This window comes from Belnapia sp. (genome assembly GCF_059504005.1).
In genome coordinates, this window is the sequence record NZ_JCACHU010000048.1 from 42943 (window position 1) to 65718 (window position 22776).

At 72.8% G+C, this 22776-nt stretch carries 21 protein-coding genes; 8 read left to right on the forward strand and 13 right to left on the reverse strand.

Annotation, left to right across the window (positions count from 1 at the left end; genetic code table 11):
* Together AC5JJ1_RS07770 and AC5JJ1_RS07775 are read right to left on the reverse strand one after the other, a co-directional pair.
* Positions 1-783: an alpha/beta fold hydrolase gene (locus AC5JJ1_RS07770; RefSeq protein WP_495784536.1), complete on the reverse strand. Its 783-nt coding sequence runs from the start codon at positions 781-783 to the stop codon at positions 1-3.
* On the reverse strand, positions 780-1832 hold the full coding sequence (locus tag AC5JJ1_RS07775; protein WP_495784537.1) for a 2,5-dihydroxypyridine 5,6-dioxygenase NicX family protein: 1053 nt from the start codon (positions 1830-1832) through the stop codon (positions 780-782). The genes AC5JJ1_RS07770 and AC5JJ1_RS07775 overlap by 4 nt, the downstream gene beginning before the upstream one ends.
* A 137-nt stretch (positions 1833-1969) precedes the next feature.
* On the opposite strand from AC5JJ1_RS07775, the gene AC5JJ1_RS07780 reads away from it, so the two are divergent.
* Positions 1970-2434 (forward strand): MarR family winged helix-turn-helix transcriptional regulator, encoded by a 465-nt coding sequence (locus AC5JJ1_RS07780; RefSeq protein WP_495784538.1) that lies wholly within the window; start codon positions 1970-1972, stop codon positions 2432-2434.
* A gap of 2 nt (positions 2435-2436) precedes the next feature.
* Here AC5JJ1_RS07780 and AC5JJ1_RS07785 read toward each other — a convergent pair whose 3' ends face one another.
* On the reverse strand, positions 2437-3480 hold the full coding sequence (locus AC5JJ1_RS07785) for a hypothetical protein (protein ID WP_495784539.1): 1044 nt from the start codon (positions 3478-3480) through the stop codon (positions 2437-2439).
* A 160-nt stretch (positions 3481-3640) separates the two neighbouring features.
* Here AC5JJ1_RS07785 and AC5JJ1_RS07790 point away from each other — a divergent pair, with 160 nt between their 5' ends.
* Positions 3641-3868, forward strand: a complete 228-nt coding sequence (locus AC5JJ1_RS07790; RefSeq protein ID WP_495784540.1) for a hypothetical protein — start codon at positions 3641-3643, stop codon at positions 3866-3868.
* Positions 3816-5048 (forward strand): MFS transporter, encoded by a 1233-nt coding sequence (locus AC5JJ1_RS07795; protein WP_495784541.1) that lies wholly within the window; start codon positions 3816-3818, stop codon positions 5046-5048. Before AC5JJ1_RS07790 ends, AC5JJ1_RS07795 begins: the two co-directional genes overlap by 53 nt.
* Here the strand turns inward: AC5JJ1_RS07795 and AC5JJ1_RS07800 are convergent.
* Positions 5032-7530 carry an SDR family NAD(P)-dependent oxidoreductase gene (locus AC5JJ1_RS07800; protein WP_495784542.1) on the reverse strand — a complete coding sequence of 833 codons (2499 nt, stop codon included), beginning with the start codon at positions 7528-7530 and terminating at the stop codon, positions 5032-5034. The two genes, AC5JJ1_RS07795 and AC5JJ1_RS07800, sit on opposite strands and share 17 nt — an antisense overlap.
* Before the next feature lie 94 nt (positions 7531-7624).
* On the opposite strand from AC5JJ1_RS07800, the gene AC5JJ1_RS07805 reads away from it, so the two are divergent.
* The 4 genes from AC5JJ1_RS07805 (at position 7625) to AC5JJ1_RS07820 (ending at position 12169) form a co-directional block, all read left to right on the forward strand.
* Positions 7625-8542, forward strand: coding sequence for a LysR family transcriptional regulator (locus AC5JJ1_RS07805; protein ID WP_495784543.1), 918 nt, complete (start codon positions 7625-7627; stop codon positions 8540-8542).
* A 10-nt stretch (positions 8543-8552) separates the two neighbouring features.
* Positions 8553-10217, forward strand: coding sequence for a glucans biosynthesis glucosyltransferase MdoH (mdoH, locus tag AC5JJ1_RS07810; RefSeq protein WP_495784544.1), 1665 nt, complete (start codon positions 8553-8555; stop codon positions 10215-10217).
* A gap of 23 nt (positions 10218-10240) precedes the next feature.
* Positions 10241-10822 (forward strand): Uma2 family endonuclease, encoded by a 582-nt coding sequence (locus AC5JJ1_RS07815; protein ID WP_495784545.1) that lies wholly within the window; start codon positions 10241-10243, stop codon positions 10820-10822.
* 66 nt (positions 10823-10888) lie between these two features.
* Complete coding sequence (locus AC5JJ1_RS07820; RefSeq protein WP_495784546.1) at positions 10889-12169, forward strand: phospholipase D-like domain-containing protein; 1281 nt, start codon at positions 10889-10891, stop codon at positions 12167-12169.
* A gap of 13 nt (positions 12170-12182) precedes the next feature.
* On the opposite strand, the gene AC5JJ1_RS07825 is transcribed toward AC5JJ1_RS07820, so the two are convergent.
* Positions 12183-13586, reverse strand: coding sequence for an enolase-like domain-containing protein (locus AC5JJ1_RS07825; protein ID WP_495784547.1), 1404 nt, complete (start codon positions 13584-13586; stop codon positions 12183-12185).
* Positions 13583-14404 (reverse strand): sugar phosphate isomerase/epimerase family protein, encoded by an 822-nt coding sequence (locus tag AC5JJ1_RS07830; RefSeq protein ID WP_495784548.1) that lies wholly within the window; start codon positions 14402-14404, stop codon positions 13583-13585. The genes AC5JJ1_RS07825 and AC5JJ1_RS07830 overlap by 4 nt, the downstream gene beginning before the upstream one ends.
* Before the next feature lie 111 nt (positions 14405-14515).
* Here AC5JJ1_RS07830 and AC5JJ1_RS07835 point away from each other — a divergent pair, with 111 nt between their 5' ends.
* Complete coding sequence (locus tag AC5JJ1_RS07835) at positions 14516-15874, forward strand: LLM class flavin-dependent oxidoreductase (protein WP_495784549.1); 1359 nt, start codon at positions 14516-14518, stop codon at positions 15872-15874.
* A gap of 12 nt (positions 15875-15886) precedes the next feature.
* Here the strand turns inward: AC5JJ1_RS07835 and AC5JJ1_RS07840 are convergent, their stop codons facing one another.
* From AC5JJ1_RS07840 to AC5JJ1_RS07870, 7 genes are all read right to left on the reverse strand, one after another.
* Positions 15887-17383 (reverse strand): tripartite tricarboxylate transporter permease, encoded by a 1497-nt coding sequence (locus tag AC5JJ1_RS07840; protein WP_495784550.1) that lies wholly within the window; start codon positions 17381-17383, stop codon positions 15887-15889.
* A 55-nt stretch (positions 17384-17438) separates the two neighbouring features.
* On the reverse strand, positions 17439-17948 hold the full coding sequence (locus AC5JJ1_RS07845; RefSeq protein ID WP_495784551.1) for a tripartite tricarboxylate transporter TctB family protein: 510 nt from the start codon (positions 17946-17948) through the stop codon (positions 17439-17441).
* Positions 17945-18907, reverse strand: coding sequence for a Bug family tripartite tricarboxylate transporter substrate binding protein (locus AC5JJ1_RS07850; RefSeq protein WP_495784552.1), 963 nt, complete (start codon positions 18905-18907; stop codon positions 17945-17947). The genes AC5JJ1_RS07845 and AC5JJ1_RS07850 overlap by 4 nt, the downstream gene beginning before the upstream one ends.
* A 56-nt stretch (positions 18908-18963) precedes the next feature.
* Entirely contained in the window at positions 18964-19710 is a 747-nt protein-coding gene (locus AC5JJ1_RS07855; protein ID WP_495784553.1) for a SapC family protein, read from the reverse strand.
* A 91-nt stretch (positions 19711-19801) separates the two neighbouring features.
* The gene (locus AC5JJ1_RS07860; RefSeq protein ID WP_495784554.1) at positions 19802-20965 is read right to left on the reverse strand and encodes a glycoside hydrolase family 1 protein; all 1164 of its coding nucleotides are present in this window, start codon (positions 20963-20965) and stop codon (positions 19802-19804) included.
* A 134-nt stretch (positions 20966-21099) separates the two neighbouring features.
* Positions 21100-22173: a heat-inducible transcriptional repressor HrcA gene (gene hrcA / locus AC5JJ1_RS07865; protein WP_495784555.1), complete on the reverse strand. Its 1074-nt coding sequence runs from the start codon at positions 22171-22173 to the stop codon at positions 21100-21102.
* 206 nt (positions 22174-22379) lie between these two features.
* Entirely contained in the window at positions 22380-22724 is a 345-nt protein-coding gene (locus AC5JJ1_RS07870; RefSeq protein ID WP_495784556.1) for a gamma-glutamylcyclotransferase family protein, read from the reverse strand.
* Positions 22725-22776 lie beyond the last annotated feature (52 nt).

Here is a 22776-nt window from a genome sequence, read left to right on the forward strand (position 1 = left end):
TCAGTCCTCCCCCACCCGGTCGAGGAAGCTGGTCAGCATGGTGTTGAAGTCCTCGGGCCGCTCGAGATGGGCGAGGTGCCCGGCATCGGCGATGATCGCCATCCGCGAGCCGGGGATCGCGCTCGCCGTCCAGTGCATGACGTGGAAGGGGGCGAGCGGATCCGCCTCGCCGACCAGCACCAGGCAGGGCATGTCGAGGCGCTCCAGGTCGGCCCGGCGGTCGAAGGTGACGAGGGTGGCGAGCGCCGCGCGGTAGCCCGCCTCCGGCACCGCCGCCATGCTGGCGATGGCCGCCGGCGCCGCGGCCGGGGCGGGCGCGTCGCCGAGCAGGCGGCCGACCACCTCGGGCGCGATGTCGCCGAGGCTGCGCCCGGCCTCGAGCGGCGCCAGCCGGTCGGCAAGGAAGCGCTCGCGGAAGGCCGGGTCGCGCCCGCCGAAGGCCGGCGGGCTGGCATAGAGCGTCAGGCTGCGCACCCGCTCCGGCCAGGTGAGGGCGAATTCCAGCGCCACCATGCCGCCGATCGAATGACCGACGAGGTCGGCGCGCTCCAGCCCCGCCGCGTCCAGCATCCGCCCGAGCGCGGCGGCGAGCGCCGGGAAGCCCGGCTCCACCGGGGCCGAGGCGCCGTAGCCCGGCATGTCCCAGGCCAGCACGCGGTAATCGGCGAGCGCCGGCAAGGTCGGGCCCCAGAGGCCGGCATTCCCGCCGAGCCCGTGCAGCAGCACGAGGGCGCGGCGTCCCTCGCCATGCTCCCGCCAGGCGGGGATCGGGGCCTCGGTCATGGCAGCAGCCTTCCTTCCTCCACCACCTTTTCGCCGTCGAGGGCGATGGTGCAGTTGCGGACGGGGATGTCGAAATGCCCCTCGGTGAAGCGGCCGGCGAATTCGTTGGCGCCGGTCGAGAACAGGAAATTGCCGGCGAAGGCACGCAGCTCCGTGCCGTTGACGTCGCGCCGGTCGTAATAGGCGAGCGCCTCGTAGCGGGCGCGCGGATTGAGGCCCCAGCCGACATGGGAGACGGCATAGGCGGCGCGGCCGCCACCCTCATGCTCCGAGAAGGCGGCGAGGGTGCGGCGCATCAGCTCCGCATCCGCCCCCTCGCCCTCGATGGCAGTGATGTGGTCGTCGGCGAGGGTGAGGCGGATGGGGCGTTCCAGGTAGCGCTTGAAGGTGAGGTTCACGTCGCCCGCATCCAGCACCAGCTTGCCCGCGACGCTGCCGGCGCGCGGGAAGGCGACGAGGATGCCGCCCGGCCAATGCGCGACCGTGCCGGGCCGGTCGGTCCAGCCCCAGACGCCGGCGACCGCGGCCCCTTCCATCGCCACATGCAGGTCGGTGCCGGCGGCGGAGGTGACGTGCATCCGCCGGGCGGCGCGGGCGCGCTTCACCGCCGCCTTGACCGGCGCCTCGTCCTCCGCCCGGGGGACGAGGCGGGCGAGCACCTCCGGATGCTCGTTCGAGACCATCATCACCCGGCTGCCGGCCTTCAGGATGGCGGGGAGCTCGGGCGCGTGCAGCAGCCCCTCCACCGTCAGGTCGAGGGTCAGCGGCGCCGCGGCCAGCGCCGCCATCACCGCCGGGTGGCCGCCGATGGCGCGGGAGGCCCCGGTCGAGCGCACCGGCACCGGGGCGGCGGAGGGCTGGGTCGGCAGGATGCAGCGGAAGGGCCGGCAGCCGAGGCGAAGGGCGGCAAGCTCGGCGAGGTCGAGGTTCAGCGCGCGGGACTGGCTTTCGCCGAGCAGGCAGACGGGCAGGCCGGGGCCGGCGCCGCAGCGGCGCAACACGGCCTCGAAGGCCTCGATCCAGGGGGCTTCGATCCGGTCGGCGAGCATGGCACCTCCTAGCTTGGGGCAAGTTCCGGGCGAAATCAATGAAACGGCACTAATCGTTGGCCCGTATTATTTCGAAGATTTTCCTCATAAGGTTTGCTATCGTATCGAAAGCTCTAGGAAGACGTTGCGACGACATCATGGAAACCCCCTCCCCGCCCTCCGGGGTCCGCTTCATCGATGACTATCTGGTGTATCTGCTGGCCCGTGCGGCGCATCAGGTTTCCGGAGAATTCCATGAGCAATTGCGGCGCCGTGGCATTTCCGTCGCGGTATGGCGCGTGCTCGGCGGCCTGATCGGCAGCGAGGGCGAGACGGTGACCGGCCTCGCCGAGACCTGCCTGCTGCAGCAGCCGACCATGACCAAGCTGCTCGACCGCATGACGCGGGCCGGGCTGGTCGCCCGGAGCCCGGACCAGCGGGACCGCCGGATGGTGCGCGTCGCCCTCACCGAGGCCGGCCGCGCCATGGCGGAGGAGCTGGCGGCGGCGGCCAAGCAGCACGAGGCGGAGCTGCTGGCCCGCCACCCGCCCGCCGAGGCGGAGGCAATCAAGAACCTGCTCCGCGCCATCCTCGCCCGGCATGGCAAGCCCCGGCGCGGCTGAGCCTACTGCGCCGGGATGGTCACCACCGGCGTCGGCTGCCCCCGACCGCTCTCGGCCAGGATCTGCAGGATGTGGACGAAGGTGAAGCTGGCCTTCGAGCGGTAGTCGCTCTGGTCGATCCAGAACCAGCGCCCGCGGTAGGACACCGCGGCATAGGCATCGGCCGGGGCGCCCGGGCCCTGGCGGATGCGGACCAGCCGCTCACCGACGCCCGCATCCGTCGGCCGCGTGTCGCCGCGGGCGATATCCGCCTCCGCCACCTCGATCTGCGCGCCGAGCTCGTGCAGCACCTGCAGGACGGAGCGCGTGAGGATCGCCACCTGGCGGGGCCCGCTTCGCGCCTGGCCATAGACCACCTCCGCCTCCCGCTCGGCCGGGCTCAGGCCGAGCAGGCCGCGCGCCCGGCGCACCGCCGGCGCGTCGCCCTCCAGCAGCAGGAAGACGCGGCCGGCCCCGCCATGCCGCTCGAAGCGCAGCCCGACCGCGCCCGCCGCCTGGGCCTCGCGCAGCGTCCCGATCACGGCGAGGAAGCCGCCCGAGGCCTGCTGCGCCTCGCCGCCCCGGGTCGCGCCGTTCGGCAGGCCGTTCACCGACTGCACGCCGAGGCGGAAGAGCAGGTCGACCGGCGCGCCGCTCTGGGCCAGCGAGAGCAGCTCCGCCGCCGCCAGCGGCCGCAGGTAGGACTGGCCGAACTGCTCGCCGGTCATCGGCGTGAAGGTGAAGGTCGGGCGCGTGGTGTATTGCAGGATGCCGGACACGGTCACGTAATTGCCCGGATTGGCATTGGGATAGGCATTCAGCCCGGCCTGGCCGGTGCTTTGCAGCGTGTAGCCGGTGATGACCTGGCTGACCGAGAGGAAGGTCGGCACATCCGCATAGCGCAGCCGCACCATGTTCAGCAGCATCTGCCGCTTCAGCCCGTCGCTAAGCGCCTGGGCATAGCTGACCTGATCCATTTCGAGCTGCTGCGGCCCATGGCCGGTGCAGCCGGCGAGCAGCAGAAGGGCCAGCCCGGCAAGGCGGCGCGGGAGGTTGGGGCAGGTCATGGGCAGGCTGCACCGCAGCATCCGCCCAGGTTGGCGTCAACCGGCGGCGCCGGCCCCTGACGAAGCGGCGCCTCTATCGACAAGTGAGAAAGATGTCGACAAAGACAGGACGGATCGCGAGCGGATGAGGTGATGGTGGATCGCCGCCAAGGAGGCCATCATGACCGACTTCGTCATCGTCGTCGCTGCCGCCGCCAGCCTTGCCGCCTCGCCCACCCTGCCGCCGCAGGCCGTCGTGCCGCAGAATGCGCCGACCGTCGGCTTCCACCTCTACGGGACCGTGCATGCCTGCGAGGACGCCATCGCCCAGCTCACCCCCCGGCCCGGGAAGCGCTATGTCTGCCTCCCCATCGAGCGGGGCGACCAGGAGCTCACCTCGGCCTATTGAGGGCCCCGTCGGGGGCAAGGGCGCCAACCTCGCCCTCATCACCGTCGCGCAGGTCCTGGCCCTTTCGCTCTGGTTCTCCGGCACCGCGGCGGGGCCGGGGATGGCGCGGGAGGCGGCGCTGCCGCCCGGCTTCCTCGCCTGGCTGACGGGCGGGGTGCAGCTCGGCTTCGTGCTGGGGACGCTGGCGAGCGCGGCCCTCGCCCTGCCCGACCGGCTGGACCCGCGCCGGCTGGTCGCGGGCGCCTGCCTGCTGGGTGCGGCGGCGAACGCGGCGATCCTGCTGCTGCCGCCGGGCGATGCGCTGGCGATCCTGGCGCGGGGCGTGACGGGCCTTGCCCTCGCCTGCGTCTATCCGGTCGGGATGAAGCTCGCCGCGGGCTGGGCCGGGCCGCGGGATGCGGGGCTCGTCGTCGGGCTGCTGGTGGGCGGGCTGACCCTTGGCTCCGCCTCGCCGCATCTCGCCAATGCGCTGGGCGGGCTCGGCTGGCGGAGCGCGGTGGGCATCGCCTCGCTCGCGGCGCTGGCGGGGGCGGGGCTGATCCTGCTGGCGCGGCCCGGGCCGCGCCATGCGAAGGCGCCGCCCTTCCGGCCGGGGCTGGCGCTGGAGCTGTTCCGCCATCGCGGCACCAGGCTCGCGACCCTCGGCTATCTCGGCCATATGTGGGAGCTCTACGCGATGTGGGCCTGGATCGGCGCCTATCTCGCGGCGAGCTTCGCCGCGGCGGGCAGCGCCGCCAGCCCGGCGCTCGCGGGCTTCGCGGTGATGGCGGCGGGAGCGGTCGGCTGCATCGCCGGCGGGTGGCTGGCCGACCGCATCGGGAGGGCGCGCTTCACCATCGGGGCGATGGCGGCGAGCGGCGCCTGCTGCCTGCTCGCGGGACCTGCCTTCGGCGCGGCGCCCGCGCTGGTGATGGCGCTCTGCCTCGCCTGGGGCGTCACCGTCGTCGCCGATTCCGCACAGTTCTCGGCGGCCGTGGCGGAGGCCTCGCCGCCCGGCCTCGCAGGCACCATGCTGACGGTGCAGACCTCGCTCGGCTTCGCCCTCACCCTGCCGGCCATCCACCTGATGCCGCTGGCCGAGGCCTGGCTCGGCTGGGGCGGCGGGGCCTTCGCCCTGCTCGCCCCCGGCCCGGTGCTCGGCTGCCTGGCGATGGCGCGGCTGCTCAGGCCGCGCGCTTGATGAGATCCGCCGCCTTCTCCGCCGTCATCAGCACCGCCGGGTGGATGTTGGAGGAAGGGACGAGCGGGAAGACCGAGGCATCGACGACGCGGAGGCCGTGGACGCCGCGCACCCGAAGCTCGGTATCGACCACGCTCCGCTCGTCCGTGCCCATGCGGTTGGTGCCGCAGGGGTGGTAGACGGTGGTGCCGGCGCCGCGGATGTAGTCGAGCATCGCCTCCTCGCCCTCGGTCGCGGGGCCGGGCGATTCCTCCTCCTCGATCAGCCCGGCGAAGGGCTGGGTGGAGGAGATGCGGCGGGCGAGCTTCGCCGCCTCCAGCATCACATGCACGTCGGACGGCGCGGTCAGGTAGCGCGCCTCGATCCGCGGCTTGTCCTCGACGCGCGGGGAGCGCAGCGCGAGCTCGCCTCGGCTGTCCGGCCGGCACTGGCAGAAATTGAAGGTGAAGCCAGGATGCTTCGCCAGCGACGCGGCCGAGGCGGCCTGGTTGTTGAGGCTGTAATTGACGAACTGGTACTGCACCTCGGCCTCCTCCGAGCCCGGCAGCACGCGGGCGAAGAGGCTCGCCTCCGAGGCGCCGATCGCCATCTGCCCGCGCCGGCGGATTGCCCAGTCGAGGCCGAGCTGCGCGGTCTTGATTGGGTTCGCCATGAACTCGTTCAGCGTGCCGCACGGCCTGGTGCGGAAGGCGAAGCGGATCATGAAGTGGTCCTGCAGGTTCTGGCCCACCTCCGGCGCATGCACGCGCGTCTCGATCCCCAAGGCCTGCAGCGCCGCGCCGTCGCCGATGCCGGACAGCATCAGCATCTTCGGGCTTTCGATGGCGCCGGCCGCGAGGATGACCTCGCGCCGCGCCCGGTGGATGCGCTCCGCCCCGTCCGGCCCGCGCACGGCGACGCCGACCGCGCGGCCGCCCTCCAGGATGATGCGCTGGCCGACCTGCTCCGTATGCACCTTGAGGTTCGGCCGCCCGAGCGCCGGCCGCAGATAGGCGACCGCCGGGCTCCAGCGCCGGCCCCGGTAGACGTTGAGCTGGTTCGGCGCCACGCCTTCGAACCAGGCGCCGTTGTTGTCGGCATTGCGCGGGAAGCCGAGCGCCTCGCAGGCGGCGACGAAGGCGCGGCAGCCGGGCGAAGGGTCCGGCACCTCGCCGACGCGCACCGGGCCGTCCTTGCCGCGATACTCGCTGTCGGGTCCGGCGAAGGTCTCGAGCTTGCGGAAATAGGGCAGGCAGTCGTCATGCGACCAGCCGCGGGCGCCGGACTGCGCCCAGCGGTCGTAGTCGCGCGGCGAGCCGCGGAGGAAGACGAGGCCGTTGACGCTGCCCGATCCGCCGATGACGCGCCCGCGCGGCCAGTAGACGCTGCGGCCCTTCAGCTCCGGCTCGGCCTCGGTCTGGTAGTTCCAATCGAATTTGCGGGTGACGTAGAGCCGGGCGAAGCCCATCGGGATATGGATCCAGGGGTTGCGGTCCCAGGGCCCCGCCTCCAGCAGCACCACCTTCACCGCCGGATCCTCGGAGAGCCGTGCGGCCAGCACGCAGCCGGCCGAGCCGCCGCCCAGGATCACGTAATCCGCTGCCTCATCCATCCCGCTTTCCCCCATTCTTGCCACCATGAGGCCATGCGCGGGCGGGGGCGGCAAGACGGCGCTCAGCGCTCGATCGCCGTCGCCATGCCCACCGCCTCCCATGCGGCGAGGTCGGCGAGCAGCGTCTCGGCATGGCCGCGCACCGCGGCGATGGCATCCGCGCCGAGCTGGAGGCGGAGCGGCGTGCCCGGCCTTGAGCGCCTGCTCGATGGCGGAGGCGGCCTTCATCGGGTCGCCCGCCTGGGTGCCGTGCATGCCGTCCGCGAAGGCGCGGACGCCACCGAGCGCCTCGGCATAGGCCGGCATCTCCGGCATGCGCCGCAGGGCGCCGGCGGCGAATTCGGTGCGGAAGGCGCCCGGCTCGACGATCAGCACCTTCACGCCGAAGGGCGCCATCTCCTGCGCCAGCGCTTCGGACGCGCCTTCGAGGGCGAATTTCGCTGCCGAATAGGCCCCGAACCCGCCATAGGAAAGCTGCCCGCCCATGGAGGAGATCATGACCACCGCCCCGCTCCGCTGCGCCCGGAGCGCCGGCAGCGCCGCCCGCGTCACCGCCATGGCGCCGAAGAAATTGGTCTCCATCACCGCCCGCAGCTCGGCCTCCGGCGTCTCCTCGATGGCGCCGACGATGCCGTAGCCGGCATTGTTCACCAGCACGTCGATCCGCCCGAAGCGGGCGAGCGCCGCGGCGACCGCCGCCTCGGCCTCGCCCGGCTGCGTGACGTCGAGCCGCGTGGCGAGGACGCGGTCCGGCGCCTGCCGGGCCAGCCCGTCCAGCGCCTCCGGCCGGCGGGCGGTGGCGACGACGCGGTGGCCGCGGGCCAGGGCGTATTCGGCGAAGGCGCGGCCGAAGCCGGTGGAGGCGCCCGTGATGAACCAGGTCTCGCTCATGGTCTTGCTCCTTGCTGGTGAGCGGAGGATGGCGCCTCGCCGGGCTTGCGATAACGCTCCCCAATCCGCATGCACCATGCGACATCGTTCATGAATGGACCGGGACCTGCTGCCCCACCTGCCGGTGATCCTCGCCGTCGCCCGGCGCGGCGGCTTCGCGGCCGCGGCCGCCGAGCTCGGCATGGGCGCCTCCGCCGTCAGCCATGCGGTGCGGCTGGTGGAGGAGCGGCTGGGCACGCCCCTCTTCGCCCGCACCACCCGCAGCGTCGCGCTGACCGAGGCCGGCGCGGCCCTCGTCGGCGCGGTCGGCCCCGCCTTCCGCGAGATCGGCGAGGCGCTGGAGCGGCTGCGCGCGGCCCGCGGCGAGGTCACCGGCCTGCTGCGGATCAACGCCCCGCGCATCGCCCTGCCCATCGCCCTGACGCCGATTCTGGCCGAGCTGGCCCGCCGCCACCCGGCCCTCACCGTCGAAGTCACGGCGGATGACGGCCTCACCGACATCGTCGCGGGCGGCTTCGATGCGGGCGTCAGGCTCGGCGAGATGATCGCGGAGGACATGGTGGCGCAGCGCCTCACGCCGCCCTTCCGGGCGATGATGGTGGCGGCGCCGGCCTATCTGGCGGCGCGCGGCACGCCGGGGCGGCTGGCCGATCTCGCGGCGCATAACTGCATCGGCTTCCGCCTGCTGCGCTCCGGCGCCACCTATGCCTGGGAGCTGGCGGAGGGCGGCCAGGATGTCGCCGTGCCGGTCCGCGGCACCGCCCTCGTCACCGATGCGAGCTATGCTCGGGAGCTGGCGCTGGCCGGCATCGGCATCGCCTATGTCTTCGAGCCGCTGGTGCGGGCGGAGCTGGCCAACGGCGGGCTGGTGCCCATCCTGCCCGCGGCGGCGATCGAGGAGCCGGGGCTCTTCCTCTACTACCCGCGCCGGGCGGCCGAGGCGCCGAAGCTCGCCGCCTTCATCGCCGTGGCGCGGCGGATGCTCCGCAATTCCGCCACGCTGGCGCAATAGGCGGGCCGCCATGCCGCTGCGCCGCCTCGCCTTCGCCCTGCTTTGCCTGGCCCTCGCCGGGTTGCAGCTCTGGCTCGCCGTCCGGGTGATGGCGCCGGGCGGCTGGACGGCCTGGGAGGCGCTGACCTTGCTCTGCCTCGCCGGCACGGCGCCCTGGACGGCGCTCTGCGCCGGCAATGCGCTGGTCGGCCTCGCCATCCTGCTGCGCACGCCGCATCCGCCGGCCGCGGTGCTGCCGGCGCTCCGCCGCATCCGGCCGGGCGCGGGGCGGATGCACACCGCCATCGCCGTCTGCATCCGCAGCGAGGCGATGGCGGAGGTGCTGCCGCCCCTCGCCCGGCTGCTGGACGGGCTGGCCGAGGCCGGCGCCGCCGGGCGCTTCACCCTCTGGTTCCTGTCCGACACGCAGGAGCCTGCGCTCGCCGCGGCGGAGGCGGCGGCGATCGAGGCCTTCCGCGCCCGCTACCCCAACACCCGCTACCGGCGGCGGGAGAACAATGCCGGCTTCAAGGCCGGCAATGTCATGGACTTCCTCGACCGCCACGCGAACGGCGCCGAGCTGATGCTCTGCCTCGATGCCGACAGCGAGATGTCGGCCCGCGCCGTGCTCCGCCTGGTCGCCTGCATGGAGGCGGATCCGCGGCTCGCCATCCTGCAGCAGCTCATCGTCGGGCGGCCGGCGGCGGCGGCCTTCCCGCGGCTGTTCCAGTTCGGCATGCGCGCCGGCATGCGGGCCTGGGCGACGGGCCAGGCCTGGTGGCAGGGGCCGGAGGGGCCGTATTGGGGCCACAACGCGGTCATCCGCATCGAGCCCTTCCGCCGCCACTGCCGGCTGGAGCCGCTGCCCGATGGCAGCCCCATCCTCAGCCACGACCAGGTGGAGGCGGTGCGTCTCCACGCCGCCGGCTGGAAGGTGTGCTGCCTGCCGGAGGAGGAGGGGAGCCTCGAGGGCAACCCCCCGGCCCTGCCGGAATTCATGGCGCGCGACCTGCGCTGGGCAGCGGGGAACATGCAGTATTTCGCCCTGCTCCGCCTGCCGGGGATGACCTGGATGGGGCGGTGGCAGTTGCTGCAGGCCATCCTGCTCTTCCTCGGCGCACCGCTCTGGACCGGCCTGCTGCTCTTCGCCGCGCTCAATGCCGCAAGTGGCGGGGTGGCGGAGACGCCGGGCGCCTGGCTTCTGGTCTTGATGGTCGCCATCTGGGCCATGCTCCACGCGCCGAAGCTCTGCGGCTATGCCGAGGTGCTGCTGAAGCCGGGCCTCGCCGCGGCCTATGGCGGGCGGGCCGCCTTCCTGCGCGGGGCGGCGGCGGAGCTCGCCTTCACCACGCTGCTCGACCCGGTGAGCATCCTGAACAAGGCGATCTTCCTGGCGCGGCTGCCCTTCGGCCTACGGCAGGGCTGGGCGCCGCAGAACCGCGCGGCGCGGGGCATCGGCTGGGCGGATGCGGCGCGGCTGCTCTGGCCGCATACGCTCGTCGGCGCCCTGGTCTTCGGCCTGCTGCTGGCGACGGCGCCCGGCGCGCTGACTTGGGCGCTGCCCCCGGCCGGCGGGCTGCTGCTCGCCATCCCCTTCTGCGTGGCGACCGCCGCCCCCCGCTTCTCCGACCACCTCCGCCGCCGCGGCCTGGCGGCAACGCCCGAGGAACTGGCGACGGCTGGGGCCGCGCCCTAGATTAGGCGAAGGAGGGCCACGGCATGAGCGAGGCCGGCTTGTTGCACCACCCCTGGATCAACCGCTTCAAGCTCGACGTCCACGACTTCCACCGCATGGGCGAGGCCGGGATTCTCGGCCCCGAGGACCGGGTGGAGCTCATCGAGGGGGAGCTGGTGCAGATGGCGCCGATCGGGGCTGCGCATGCCGGGACGACGCTCGGCCTCAACCGCCGGCTCTCCCTTGCCCTCGGCGAGCGAGCCTTCGTCGCCGTGCAGAACCCGGTCCGGCTCGGCGAGGAGTCGGAGCCGCAGCCGGACATCGCCGTCCTTCGCCCACGCGCCGACGACTACCGCAGCGAGCACCCCACCCCCGCCGACATCCTGCTGCTGATCGAGGTCGCCGACAGCAGCCTCCGCCTCGACCGCCAGGTGAAGCTGCCGCTCTATGCCCGGCACGGCATCCCCGAGGTCTGGATCGTCGACCTCGCTGGCGGCGCGGTGGAGCTTTGCCGAGGGCCGGGGCCGGGCGGCTATGCCCGCATCGCCCGGGCCGGCCGCGGCGAGGCCGTGCAGCCCGAAGCCTTGCCCGACGTCACCCTCGCGGTCGCCGACATCCTCGGCTGACCGGCTCTCGCCAAGCTGATCCGGATCGGCGCGCAGCCGGAACCGCCCGGCGGCGTTACGGTCGGCATGAAGCAGGGACGGATCGGACGGCGCAGCCTTGGGCTGCTGGCGGCAGGCTTGTCGGGATGCGCCGCGATCCCGGTGCTGCCGGACGGCCCTTCGGACCCGATGGAACGCCAGGCCCTGCTCGCCGAGACCCTGGCCGGCGCCCCGCTGCTCGGCGGCAACCGGGTGGAGGTGCTGGACGGCGGCGTCGCCATGTTCAACGCCGCCTTCCGCGCCATCGCCGGCGCGACGGACCACATCAACCTCGAATTCTACATCTTCCAGGATGTCCGCATCCCCGGCCTCGACGGCCCCTCGCTCTTCGAGCTGCTGCGGCTGAAGCTGGCCCAGGGCGTCGCCGTCACCATTATCCATGACAGCTTCGGCTCCGCCGGCACGAATCTGGAGCCGCTGCGCGCGGCAGGCGCGCGGACGCTGGAATTCCACCCCCTCAACCCGGCCGCCGCCAAGCGCGGCTGGAAGCCGAACGACCGGGACCACCGCAAGCTGATGGTGGTGGACGGACGCATCGGCATCATGGGCGGCGTCAATCTCGACCGCGTCTACCAGAACCCCTGCGGCACCGGGGCGACGCCGACGGACCCGGAAGCCGCCTGCTGGCACGACACCTCCGTCCGCATCGAGGGGCCGGCGGTCGCCACCATGCAGCGCCTCTTCCTCGAGACCTGGACCAAGGAGCACGGCGAGCCGCTGGCGCCCCGCGACTGGTTCCCCCGCCTGGCGGAGGCGGGGCCGGCGCGCATCCGCATCCTCGGCAGCGCGCCGGGCGAGCGGCAGCCGCGCTACTACGTCACCCTGGTGACGGCGCTGGAGGCGGCGCGGGAGCGGATCTGGCTCTGCACCGGCTATTTCGTGCCGACCTTGCAGCAGCGCCGCGTGCTGCGCGCCGCAGCGCGCCGCGGCGTCGATGTGCGGCTGCTGCTGCCGAGCGTCAGCGACAGCCAGGAGGCACTGAACGCCCAGCACGCCGCCTATGACGACATGCTGCAGGCCGGCATCCGCATCCACGAGGTCACCGACGGCGTGCTGCACGGCAAGCTGGCGGTGGTGGACGGCGTGTGGTCCGCCGTCGGCTCCTCCAACCTCGACCGGCGCAGCGTCGCCTGGAACAACGAGGTGGATGCGATCATCCTCGGCCGCGACACCGCCGCCACGCTCGAGCGCATCCTCGCCCGCGAATTCGGCCGCGCCCGCCCGGTCAGGCTGGAGGAATGGGAGCGCCGTGGCCTCGGCGCCCGCATCCGCGAGCAATCCTCGCGGCTGATGATCGACCTGCTGTGAGGCCGGCGCCCCGTCAGCCGGGCCAGGCGGCCTTCGGCATGGCCTGCATGGCGGCGTAGTCCGGCTCCTCCCTGGCGCCGAGCCCGGGCACCTCGAGCGAGCCGAGCTCCAGCGCGCCCTCGCGGATGGCCAGGCGCGGGCCGCGCGGCGTGTCGGCATAAAGGTCCGGATGCGCCTCCATGAAGCGCACCGCCTCCGCCTTCGGCCTGCCGTCGAAGCCGTCGATGAAGTGGTGCCCGTTGCGCTCCACATGCGCGAGGCCGAGCAGCGCCACCAGCGCCAGGTCCTGCTGCACGCAGATGCCGGCGAGCGTCGTCAGGTCCTCGCCGGTCATGAAATATCCCTCGCCCCAGTGGCGGCAGCGGGCGAAGTTCAGCAGCGAGCGCCACACGCCCTTGCAGGCCTTGGACGAGACGCCGGCATAGCCGAGTGCCCGCGCCTCGACGAAGGCATCGAGCGCGCCGTCGCTCTCGTCGATGATGACGGGGCGGGCGGCGGCGATCCGCGTCCGCAGCGCCCGCGCGCGCGCCACCGGCTGCTCGATATAGGCGACGGAGGCGGAGAGCCGCCGCAGCCGCGGCTCCGCCTCCATCGCCCGCCAGAGCGCAGCGACGCCCTCGGCATCGGCATATTGCTCGTTGCCGTCGAGCGAGACGTGGTAGCCGTGCAGCCGGTCCAGCACCGCGGCGATGCGGCAGAGCCGGTCGACATCCGCCGCGACATCGCCGGCGACCTTCAGCTTCCACCAGGCGTGGCGGTAGGTGGCGGCGACCTCCTCCAGCGTCTCCGGCAGCCCGTCGCCGACACGCGCTTCCTGGTCGGCGGCGGTGATGGGATCGACCAGCCCGACCGTGTGCCGCGCCTGGATGCGCCGCGCCGGCGCGAGCCCGGCCAGCATCGCGCCGAAGTCGAAGCCGGCAAGGTCCGGCGCCACCGGATGCGGCGCCATGCCGCCGATATTCGCCCGCATGCCGGCGAAGAACGAGGTGCCGTGCAGCTTCAGCAGCGCGTCCAGCGCGGCGCGGTCGACGAGGGAGCGGCCATAGCTGGCGACCAGCGGGTTCAGCCCCTCGCGCCCGCAGGCCTCGACATGGGCGGCGTAGTGGTCGGCGAAATGGCCGAAGGCAGTGTTCTCGCCCGCCGCCAGCGCGGCCTCGCCGGCGAGTTCCAGTGAGCGCCGGAGCTGATGCCCGTTCTGCGCGTCGCTGAGGCCTAGGTCCTTGTCGAACCACTTGGCGGCAAGGGTCTCGGCGGCGACGCCCCAGCACTCGCGCCCGGCCTCGTCGCGGATGCGGGCGCGGACCACCGCCTGCCGCCCCTCGGTGACGGTGATGACGCCGAAGCGGAAGGGCAGGCGCAGGCGGAAGGGCCATTCCCGCCGCTCGACCTCGAGGATGCGGAAGCGCGGGGCGCTCATGCCAAGCCCTCCCACAGGCCGCGCAGATAGCCGGCGGCGAAGGCGGCGCTGCCGGGCCCGTCCGGCACGTAGTCGAAGGGCTCGACGCCGCACCAGCCGCCGTAGCCCTGCCGCTTCAGCACGGCGAGGATGAGCCCGAACCGGTCCTCCCCCTGCCCCGGCGCCCGCCGGTTGCGGTCGTTCAGGTGGACATGGGCGATGAGCCCCGTTGGTAGCCAGCGCTCCAGCAGCGCATCGGCCGGCTCCGCCTCGCCATTCCCGGCGGCCGAGACGTCCAGCATGGTCCTGAGCGCCGGGCTGCCGATCCGCTCGACGATGCCGGCCGCCCTGGCGACCGTCGTCGCCCAGTTGGTCTCGCGCGCCGCCAGCGGCTCCAGGCAATAGGTGACGCCCGCTGCGGCCGCCCAGCCGGCGATGCGCGCCATGCAGTCCTCGGCGCGCGCCGCATCGCCCTCCGCCACGACCCGCCGCTGCCCCGGCGAGCCATGCACCAGGTAGCCGGCGCCGAGATCGCCGGCGAGGCCGATCAGCCGCTCGATCACCTCGAAGGTCCGGGCGCGGACCGCCGGATCGCTCGTGGTAATGGACAGCCCGCTCGGCGCGACCAGCAGCCAGTGGAGCCCGCTGATGGCGATGCCCGCCTCGGCCGCCGCCCGGCGCAGCTCAGCGCGGCGCGCGGCCGGCAGCAGGTGCGGCGCCTCCGCATCGAGGGTGAAGGGCGCCACCTCCAGCCCCCCATAGCCGAGCGCCGCCGCCCGCGCGCATTGCGCGGCGAAGGGCAGCTCGCGCAGGACCTCGTTGCAGAGCGCCAATCGCATGCCGGACCCCTCCACCCGGCGGCGATGCTACCACCCCCGTCTCCGGGCACCAGCATTGACCGCCGCCTGTCCGGGCGCGAGGCTTCCCGGCAACCACGGAGGGAACGGCCCATGCGCCAGATGCATCTCGTCGGCTTCCTGCAGGCGCAGAACTGCACCAACCTCGCCTCGTCCTGGCGCCACCCGGAAAGCCGGACGGATTTCCTCCGCGCCGACTACTACCAGGAGATCGGCCGCATCCTGGAGGCCGGGAAATTCGACCTCGCCTTCTTCGACGACCGGCTCTCCATGCCGGACCGCTACGGCTCCGACCACCGCCACACGATCGAGCACGGCATCCGCTGCGTGAAGCTCGACCCGGTGGTGGTGCTGACGATGATGGCGGCGGCGACGAGCCGCCTCGGCCTTGGCTCCACCGCCTCCACCACCTATTACGAGCCCTACCACGTCGCCCGCGCCTTCCAGACGCTCGACCTGATGAGCGACGGGCGCGCCGCCTGGAACGTCGTCACCTCGCTCAACGATGGCGAGGCGGCCAACATGGGCCATGCCGAGATGATGGCGCATGACGCCCGCTACGACCGCGCCGACGAATTCGTCGAGGTCGTGCTCGGCCATTGGGATGCTTGGGAGGACGATGCGCTGATCGTCGACAAGGTGAGCGGCCGTTTCGGCGATGGCGGCAAGGTGCACCGGCTGGACTACAAGGGCCGCTTTCTCCAATCCCGCGGCCCCTTCACCGTGCCGCGCTCGCCGCAGGGGCGGCCGGTGCTGATCCAGGCCGGCAGCAGCGGCCGCGGCAAGGCTTTCTCGGCCCGCTGGGCGGAGCTGGTCTTCGTCGCCTATCACGACATCGCCTCCGGCAAGCGCGACTACGACGCCTTCAAGGCGATGGTGGCCGCTGCGGGGCGCGACCCGGCCTCGGTGAAGGTGGCGACGCTCTGCAACCCGATCTGCGCCGCCACCAAGGCCGAGGCGGAGGACCGCGCGGCGCTGATCGACAGGCTGCCGCTCGAGATCGACGCCCTCTCGCTGCTCTCCGAGGCGCTGAATTTCGACTTCGCCAGCAAGGGCATGGACGAGCCCTTCACCGATGCGGAGATGGCCGGCATCCAGGGCCTGCAGGCGATCCGCGACCGCGTGGTGGAGGCGACGGGCAAGCGCAACCCGACGGTGCGCGACTTCATCACCGGCAGCGGCCGCGGCCGGCCGCGGATGGACATGGTCGGCGGGCCGAAGGAGGTGGCGGACAAGCTCGAGGCCTGGTTCGCCGGCGGCGCCTGCGACGGCTTCGTCATCTCCGCCACCCACGTCCCCGGCACCTATGCCGAGTTCGTCCGCTACGTCGTGCCGGAGCTGCAGCGCCGCGGCCTGTACCGGCAGGACTATACGGGCCCGACGCTCCGCGACCATCTCGGCCTGCCGCGCTCGGCGCGGGGCGACTGGCGGCTGGGACAGGCGGCGGAGTAGCCGCCCTCGCCCCTACCTGGCGCCCGCGAGCCGCCCGTAGACGCGTGGCCCGACCAGCGCCGCCAGCGCCAGCAGCAGGATCGCCAGGGAGACCGGCCGGGTGAGGAAGGTGGTCCAGTCCCCCTCGCTGATAGTCAGCGCCTGGCGCATCGCCTGCTCCGCCATCGGCCCGAGGATCATGCCGATGACGACGGGCGCCGTCGGGAAGTCGAAGCGCCGCATGAACATGCCGATGATGCCGATGACGTAGAGCAGCACCAGGTCGGTCACGCTGTTGCTGATGCCGTAGGTCCCGATCGTGGCGAAGACCAGGATGCCGGCGTACAATTGAGGTTGGGGAATCTTGAGGATGCGCGCCCAGAGCCCGACCAGCGGCAGGTTCAGCACCACCAGCATGATGTTGGCGACATAGAGGCTGGCGATCAGCGTCCAGACCAGCGCCCCCTGCTGCTCGAAGAGCAAGGGCCCGGGATTGATCCCGTAGCTCTGGAAGGCGCTCAGCATGATCGCCGCCGTCGCCGAGGTCGGCAGGCCGAGCGTCAGCATCGGCACGAGAATGCCGGCCGCCGCCGCGTTGTTCGCCGCCTCCGGCCCGGCGACGCCCTCGATCGCGCCCGTCGTGCCGAACTCGCCGGCATGCTCCGGCTTCACCAGCTTCCGCTCGGCATAGTAGCTGAGCATGGTCGGCATCTCGGTCCCGCCCGCCGGCATCACGCCGAAGGGGAAGCCGAGCAGCGAGCCGCGGATCCAGGGGCCGATGCTGCGCTTCCAGTCGCTGCGGGACATCATGATGCTGCCGACCTGGCGCACCTGCGGCGCCTCGTTCGTATGCCGCCAGGCCATGTAGAGCGTCTCGCCGACGGCGAAGAGCGCGACGGCGACCAGCACGACATTGACGCCGTCCAGCAGCTCCGGCACGCCGAGCGTCATCCGCGGCTGCCCGGTCTGCAGGTCGATGCCGACCAGGCCCAGCAGCAGGCCGAAGAAGAGGCTCGTCAGCCCCCGCAGCGCCGAGCCGCCGAGCACCGCCGAGACGGTGACGAAGCAGAGCACCATCAGCGAGAAATACTCCGCCGGCCCGAGCCTCAGCGCGAGGTCGACGACGACCGGCCCGAGGAAGCTGATGCCGAGCGTGCCGATGGTGCCCGCGACGAAGCTGCCGATCGCCGCCGTCGCCAGCGCCGGCCCCGCCCGGCCGTTGCGCGCCATCTTGGCCCCTTCGAGCGCGGTGATGATGGAGCCCGACTCGCCCGGCGTGTTCAGCAGGATCGAGGTGGTGGAGCCGCCATACATCGCCCCGTAGAAGACGCCGCAGAAGAGGATGAAGGCTCCCGTCGCCTCCACCTTGAAGGTGATCGGCAGCAGCAGCGCGATGGTCAGCGCCGGCCCGATGCCGGGCAGCACGCCGATCGCCGTGCCGAGGAAGCAGCCGAGCAGCGCCCAGCCCAGGTTGCCGAGGGTCAGCGCATGGGAGAAGCCGAGCTGGAGGCCGGCGATGCTGTCCATCATCGGCGTCCCGTCCGTGAAGCGGCGAGGCCGCGGAGCGGATCAGCAGGCCGCATGGTCAGAGCACCTCCTGGCCGAGCGCCCGCAGCACGAGGCCTTCCAGCACGCCCGCGCCGATATTGACGCCGAGCACCTCGACGAAGAGGAACCAGACGAGCAGCGTCAGCACCAGCGCCAGCACCAGGTCCCGCAGCAGGCGGCGCGAGCCGAAGGCGGCCGACACCAGCACGAATTGAGCGCTCGCCGCGATGGAGAAGCCGAGCGGCCCGATCAGCACCAGGTTGGCCGCGAGCCCCGCCAGCAGCAGGCCGAGCGCCCGCCAGTTGGTCGGCGGCGCCTCCCGCACCTCCTCCAGCGTGTGGGACCAGCCGCCACGCAGCGCGCTCGCCACCAGTCCGGCGCCGAGCGCGAAGAGCCCGGCCGAGACCACATAGGGCACCGCCTTCGGCCCCACCTGCGCATAGATCGGCGAGGCGGGGATGACGCTCGTCTGCCAGAGCGCCAGCAGGCCGAGCAGCAGGACGAAGCCGCCGACCGCGAGGTCGGGGCCGGTGCCGCGCCGGGTCACGCGAGCCCGATCTCCTTCAGCACCGCCTCCGTCTGCGTCACGTCCTGGGCGAGGAAGGCGGTGAGGGCTTCGCCGGTGAGGAAGGCATCCTCCCACTCGCGCGTCTTCAGCATCGCGGTCCAGGCCGGCAGGGCGTGGATCTCCGTCATCAGCGCGACCAGCTTCTCCCGCGCGTCGGGGCGGATGCCGGGCGGGGCGAAGACGCCGCGCCAATTGGTGATGGCGACGTCGATGCCGCTTTCCTGCAGCGTCGGGATGTTGGGGTCGGTGCGCGTCGCGCCCGTCGTCGCCAGCGCCCGCATACGGCCCGACTTGATCTGCTCGGCGAATTCCGAGAAGCCGGAGATGCCGGCCTTCACCTGCGCCCCGAGGATGGCCGCCTGGGCCGGCCCGCCGCCGGCGAAGGCGACATAGGACCCCTCCTTCGCCGAGCGGCCGAGCGCCTTCAGGATAAGGCCGAGGGTGATGTGGTCCGTCCCGCCCGCCGAGCCGCCGCCGACGGAGGTGCCGCCGGGATTGGCCTTCAGCGCGGCGAGGAGGCCCTTGATGTCTTGGATGTCGGAGCTCGCCGGCACGACGACGACGCCGGCCTCCTCCGTCATCCGCGCGATCGGCGTCACGTCCTTCATGCCGACCGGCGTCTTGTTGGTCAGCGTCGCGCCGACCATGATCGAGCCCGCGACCATCAGCGCGTCCGGCCGCCCGCGCCGCTGCCCGACGAAGCGCGGCAGCCCGACCGAGCCGCCGGCGCCGCCGACATTCTCGAACTGGAAGCTGCCGACCAGCCCCGCCTGCCGCGCGACCTGCTCGATCGCCCGGCCGAGCCCGTCCCAGCCCCCGCCCGGCCCGGCGGGGATGAACATGTAGAGGCTGGCGAGGCGCTGCTCTGCCCATGCCCCGCCGCCGGTGGCGGCGAGGATGCCGGCCGCGGCGGCCAGCAGGTGACGGCGTCCGGTCATGGTTCCTCCCATTGGACCTTGACCGTCTGTTAGTCCTCCTCGCCGGCCTCGTCCATCTACCCCCTGATGCCGCGCGCCAGCTCCGGCATGCCGCCGATCGAGAGGAGATGGGCGTAGACCGCCTCGAGCCAGCCGCGGTCGCGCAGCTCGGCGAGCTGCTCCGGCGGCAGGGCGGCGAGCGTCGGCCGGTCGACTGCGAAGAACCCGTCGATGCGCACCGGCTTGCCGTGCTGCTCGAACTGCACGATGGAGGACTTCAGCAGGCCGAGCTCCGCCAGGCGCTGGGTCATGGCGCGGGTGCGCAGCATCGCCTCCTCCACCGACTTGGTGAAGGCGAAGGCGCGCTCGAGCTGCGGCGCCGGCTTGCCGTCCTCGGTGAAGAGCGGCTCGCCCAGGCTGTCGCTCACTTGCGGCGCGCCCGGGTCGATGCAGAGGGCCAGCTCCTCGGAGTCGGGCGCCACGCGCAGCAGGAAGAAGGGGTAGCGCCGGAGGTAGGCCGGCACATAGGCGCCCACCTTCCAGGCCCCGCCGCTGTCGACGAAGAGGTTGGTCCCCGCCGCCAGCCCGGTCAGCGCAACGGGCATGTGCGGCGCCTGCGCGGCGAAGACGATGGCGAGGCTGCGCGCGGCGATGGCGAACTCCTCCGCCGCGAGCGGCACCGCGCTGGCGGCGGCGGCGAAGCCGAAGCCCGTGTCGCGCAGGCGGAGCGCGCCGTGGCGCTCGGCGGTCAGCCCCTCGAGCTGGTGGTAGAGCGGCGGCAGGGACGCTGCATCCGCGGCCTGGCCATTCGCGCGCTCGGACATGTGATCACCTTCCTCGGCTGGGGTTATGCCCCGGCTCGTCACGCTTCGGCAAGCGTCGGAGCCCGGGGCGGGCCGCGCCGAGGCAGGCGCCTCAGGCCGCCGCCTCCGAGCGCTCGCCGAAGAACTCGGCGAAGTCCTGCTGCTGCCGGCGCAGCTCCCGCGCCAGCGGGGCATGGACCGGCCGGCGACCATGCCTCGGCTCCATCTCGAGCAGGCCGTTCGGGCAGTAGCGGTCGTTGTCCCAGCCCGGATGGCTGAGCACGGGGTAGAGGCAGATGCCCTCCACCGGCACGCCGGCGCGGATGGCCTCGCGCACCTCCTCGGCGACGTAGCGCAGCCAGAGCGCGCGGCGGTCGCCCTCGATGCTGGTCTCGGCGACGAAGATGGGGCGCTGGAAGTGGGCGTGGACCTTGGCGAGCAGGTCGCGCAGCGGCACCCAGCGCTCGTCGAAGACCGAGAGCGGGGCGGCGTCGCGGCCCTCATGCAGCCACCACTGGTTGTTCCAGTAGAAATTCACCCCGATGGCGTCGAGCACGTCCTCCGAGCCGCCGAGCTCCGGCGCCTGCCGGCCGAGCAGCATATCCCAGGCTTCCCACATGCCGGCGTTGCGCGCCTCGGAGGGGGCGATGTCCTCGACCACATTCGGCCGGCCGACGGTGTTGACCAGCGGCTCCACCGCGAAGACGCGGGTGCCGGGCACCACTTGGCGCATGGCGCGGGTGGCGGCCAGCGTCGCGGCGACGGCCTGGCGCTTCACCTCCGGCCCACGGCCGCGGGTGCAGGGGTTGAAGTGCCCGGTCTCGCCGCCGGCCCAGGCGAGGAAGGAAATCTCGTTCAGCGGGCAGAGGGTCGGCGCCTGGCCGGTCTCGGCGCGGGCCAGCTCGGCGAAGCGCACCGCGTATTCGGCGAAGCGCGGGGCGAAATCCGCCGAGAAGAAGTCGAGCCAGTCCGGCCAGCCGTAGTGGCAGAGGTCCCAGACCACTTGGGTGCCGGTGCGGCTCGCGGCCTGCAGCAGGGCCTGCACCGGCGACCAGTCATACTGGCCGGGGCCGCCGGCCTGGACGAGGTGCCAGCGCACGCCGTCGCGCACCGCGCGGATGCCGTGCTCCGCGACCTGGCGGTAATCCTCCTCGGCCAGCAGGTCGTGCCGGGTCGCGGCGATGAGGTCGAGCCGGCGCCCGTCGTTGCGGCGATGCGTCGAGCATTCGAAGCCGCCGAGGAAGAAGCTGCGGAACAGGCTGGGTCGGAAGGTCACGATCGGGTCCATCCGTTGTGGCGGGGTGGGTCCCCATCGGGACGGGCAGGGTGTCGCACGGACGCCTTGCCCACTCCTTGACGGCGGAACCGATGCCACAAAGCCGGAGGGCAGGATGCGTTCCCGCCCCCGGATCAGCCCAGCAGGCGGCCGATCACGCGCGCGGTGTAGTCCACCACCGGGATGACGCGGCCGTAGTTGATCCGCGTCGGGCCGATGACGCCGATGGCGCCGACGATCTTCTCCTGCCCGTTGCGGAAGGGGGCGACGACCATGGAGAGGCCGGCGCTGTCGAACAACCCGCTCTCGGCGCCGATGAAGATCTGCACGCCCTGGCCGCGCTGCGCGAGGTCGAGCAGCCGGAGCACCGTCTCCTGCGCCTCCAGCCGCTCGAACAGCGCCTGGATCTCGGCAAGGCGGGCGGCCTGGTCGAGGTTCTGCAGCAGCTTCGCCTGGCCGCGGATGATGAGGCTGCCGCCGCCGCCGCCCGCCCAGGTGGCGAGGCCGGATTCCACCACCTGGTTGGTCAGCGCGTCGAGCGCGGTGCGGTTGGCCGAGATCTCGTCGGTGACATGCAGCCGCGCCTCGTCGAGCGAGCGGCCGGCCAGGCGGGCGTTCAGGTAGTTGCTCGCCTGCACCAAGGCGGAGGGCGGCAGGCCGGGGGGCACGTCGATCACCCGGTTCTCGACCCGGCCATCGGCGGTGACGAGCACCACCAGGGCGCGGCCGGGGCCTAAGCCCACGAATTCGATGTGGCGGACCGTGCCCTCCGATTTCGGCGCGACGACGAGGCCCGCGGCGCCGGCGAGGCCGGAGAGCATCTGCCCGGCCTCACCCAGCGTCTCCTGCATGGAGCGGCCGGAGGCGGCGCAGCGGGCGGCGATCTCGCTCCGCTCGTCCTCGCTGAGGTCGCCGAACTCGAGCAGCCCGTCGACGAAGAGGCGGAGGCCACGCTCGGTCGGCAGGCGGCCGGCGGAGGTGTGCGGGGCGTAGAGCAGCCCGGCCTCCTCCAGGTCCGCCATCACGTTGCGGATGGAGGCGGGGGAGAGGCCGAGGGGCAGGCGGCGCGAGAGGGTGCGGGAGCCCACCGGCTCCCCGGTCGTGACATAGATCTCGACCAGCTCCCGCAGGATGGTCGCGGCGCGGGTGTCGAGGCTGGCCAGGGACGTGCCGACGCCCGCCCCGAGCGGGGTTTTCGGCGGGACCATCAATGGCTTGAACCCTTGTGCATCCGGTCAACAAGGTAGGGATCGGGACCGGGCCGCGTCAATGCGCCGCAGGGCCGGAGCGGAGACGGCAGGTTCCGGACAAAACCCTCCCCGCCGTCCCCTGGGGCAGGCCGGCGCGGCATGGGAGGGATGGCTGGCATGGGTGGCTCCACCGAAGGGCGGGGAGCTTAGCAGGAAATTATTCCTTAAGACAAGCGAAATCGGGCGCTATCCCCCCGCCAGCGCGGGGCGATCCAGGCATGGGCACGGACCGGGCCGCGGGCTGTCAGCGGACGGACGGGGGTCAGGCGGTACTCCGCCCCCTCATAGGCGGCGAGGCGGCGGAGGGCGGCGGGGCCCGGCCGCAGCAGGGCGCCATCAGTGATGGCGCCGGCCTGCCGGACCAGCGTCGGGTAGGGGGTGCCGCGGAGCGGGCGGCGGGCATGGCCCGGAAGCGTCGCGGGGCGGAGCCGCCAGGCCAGGCGGGGCTCGCCGGATTGCCGGGCGAGCACCCTGGGATCCAGCAGGCTGCCATAGAGGAAAAGCAGCACGCCTGCGCTCCTGCCGCTGAAGGCCGCCGCCTGCGAGGGACCGGCAGCCCCC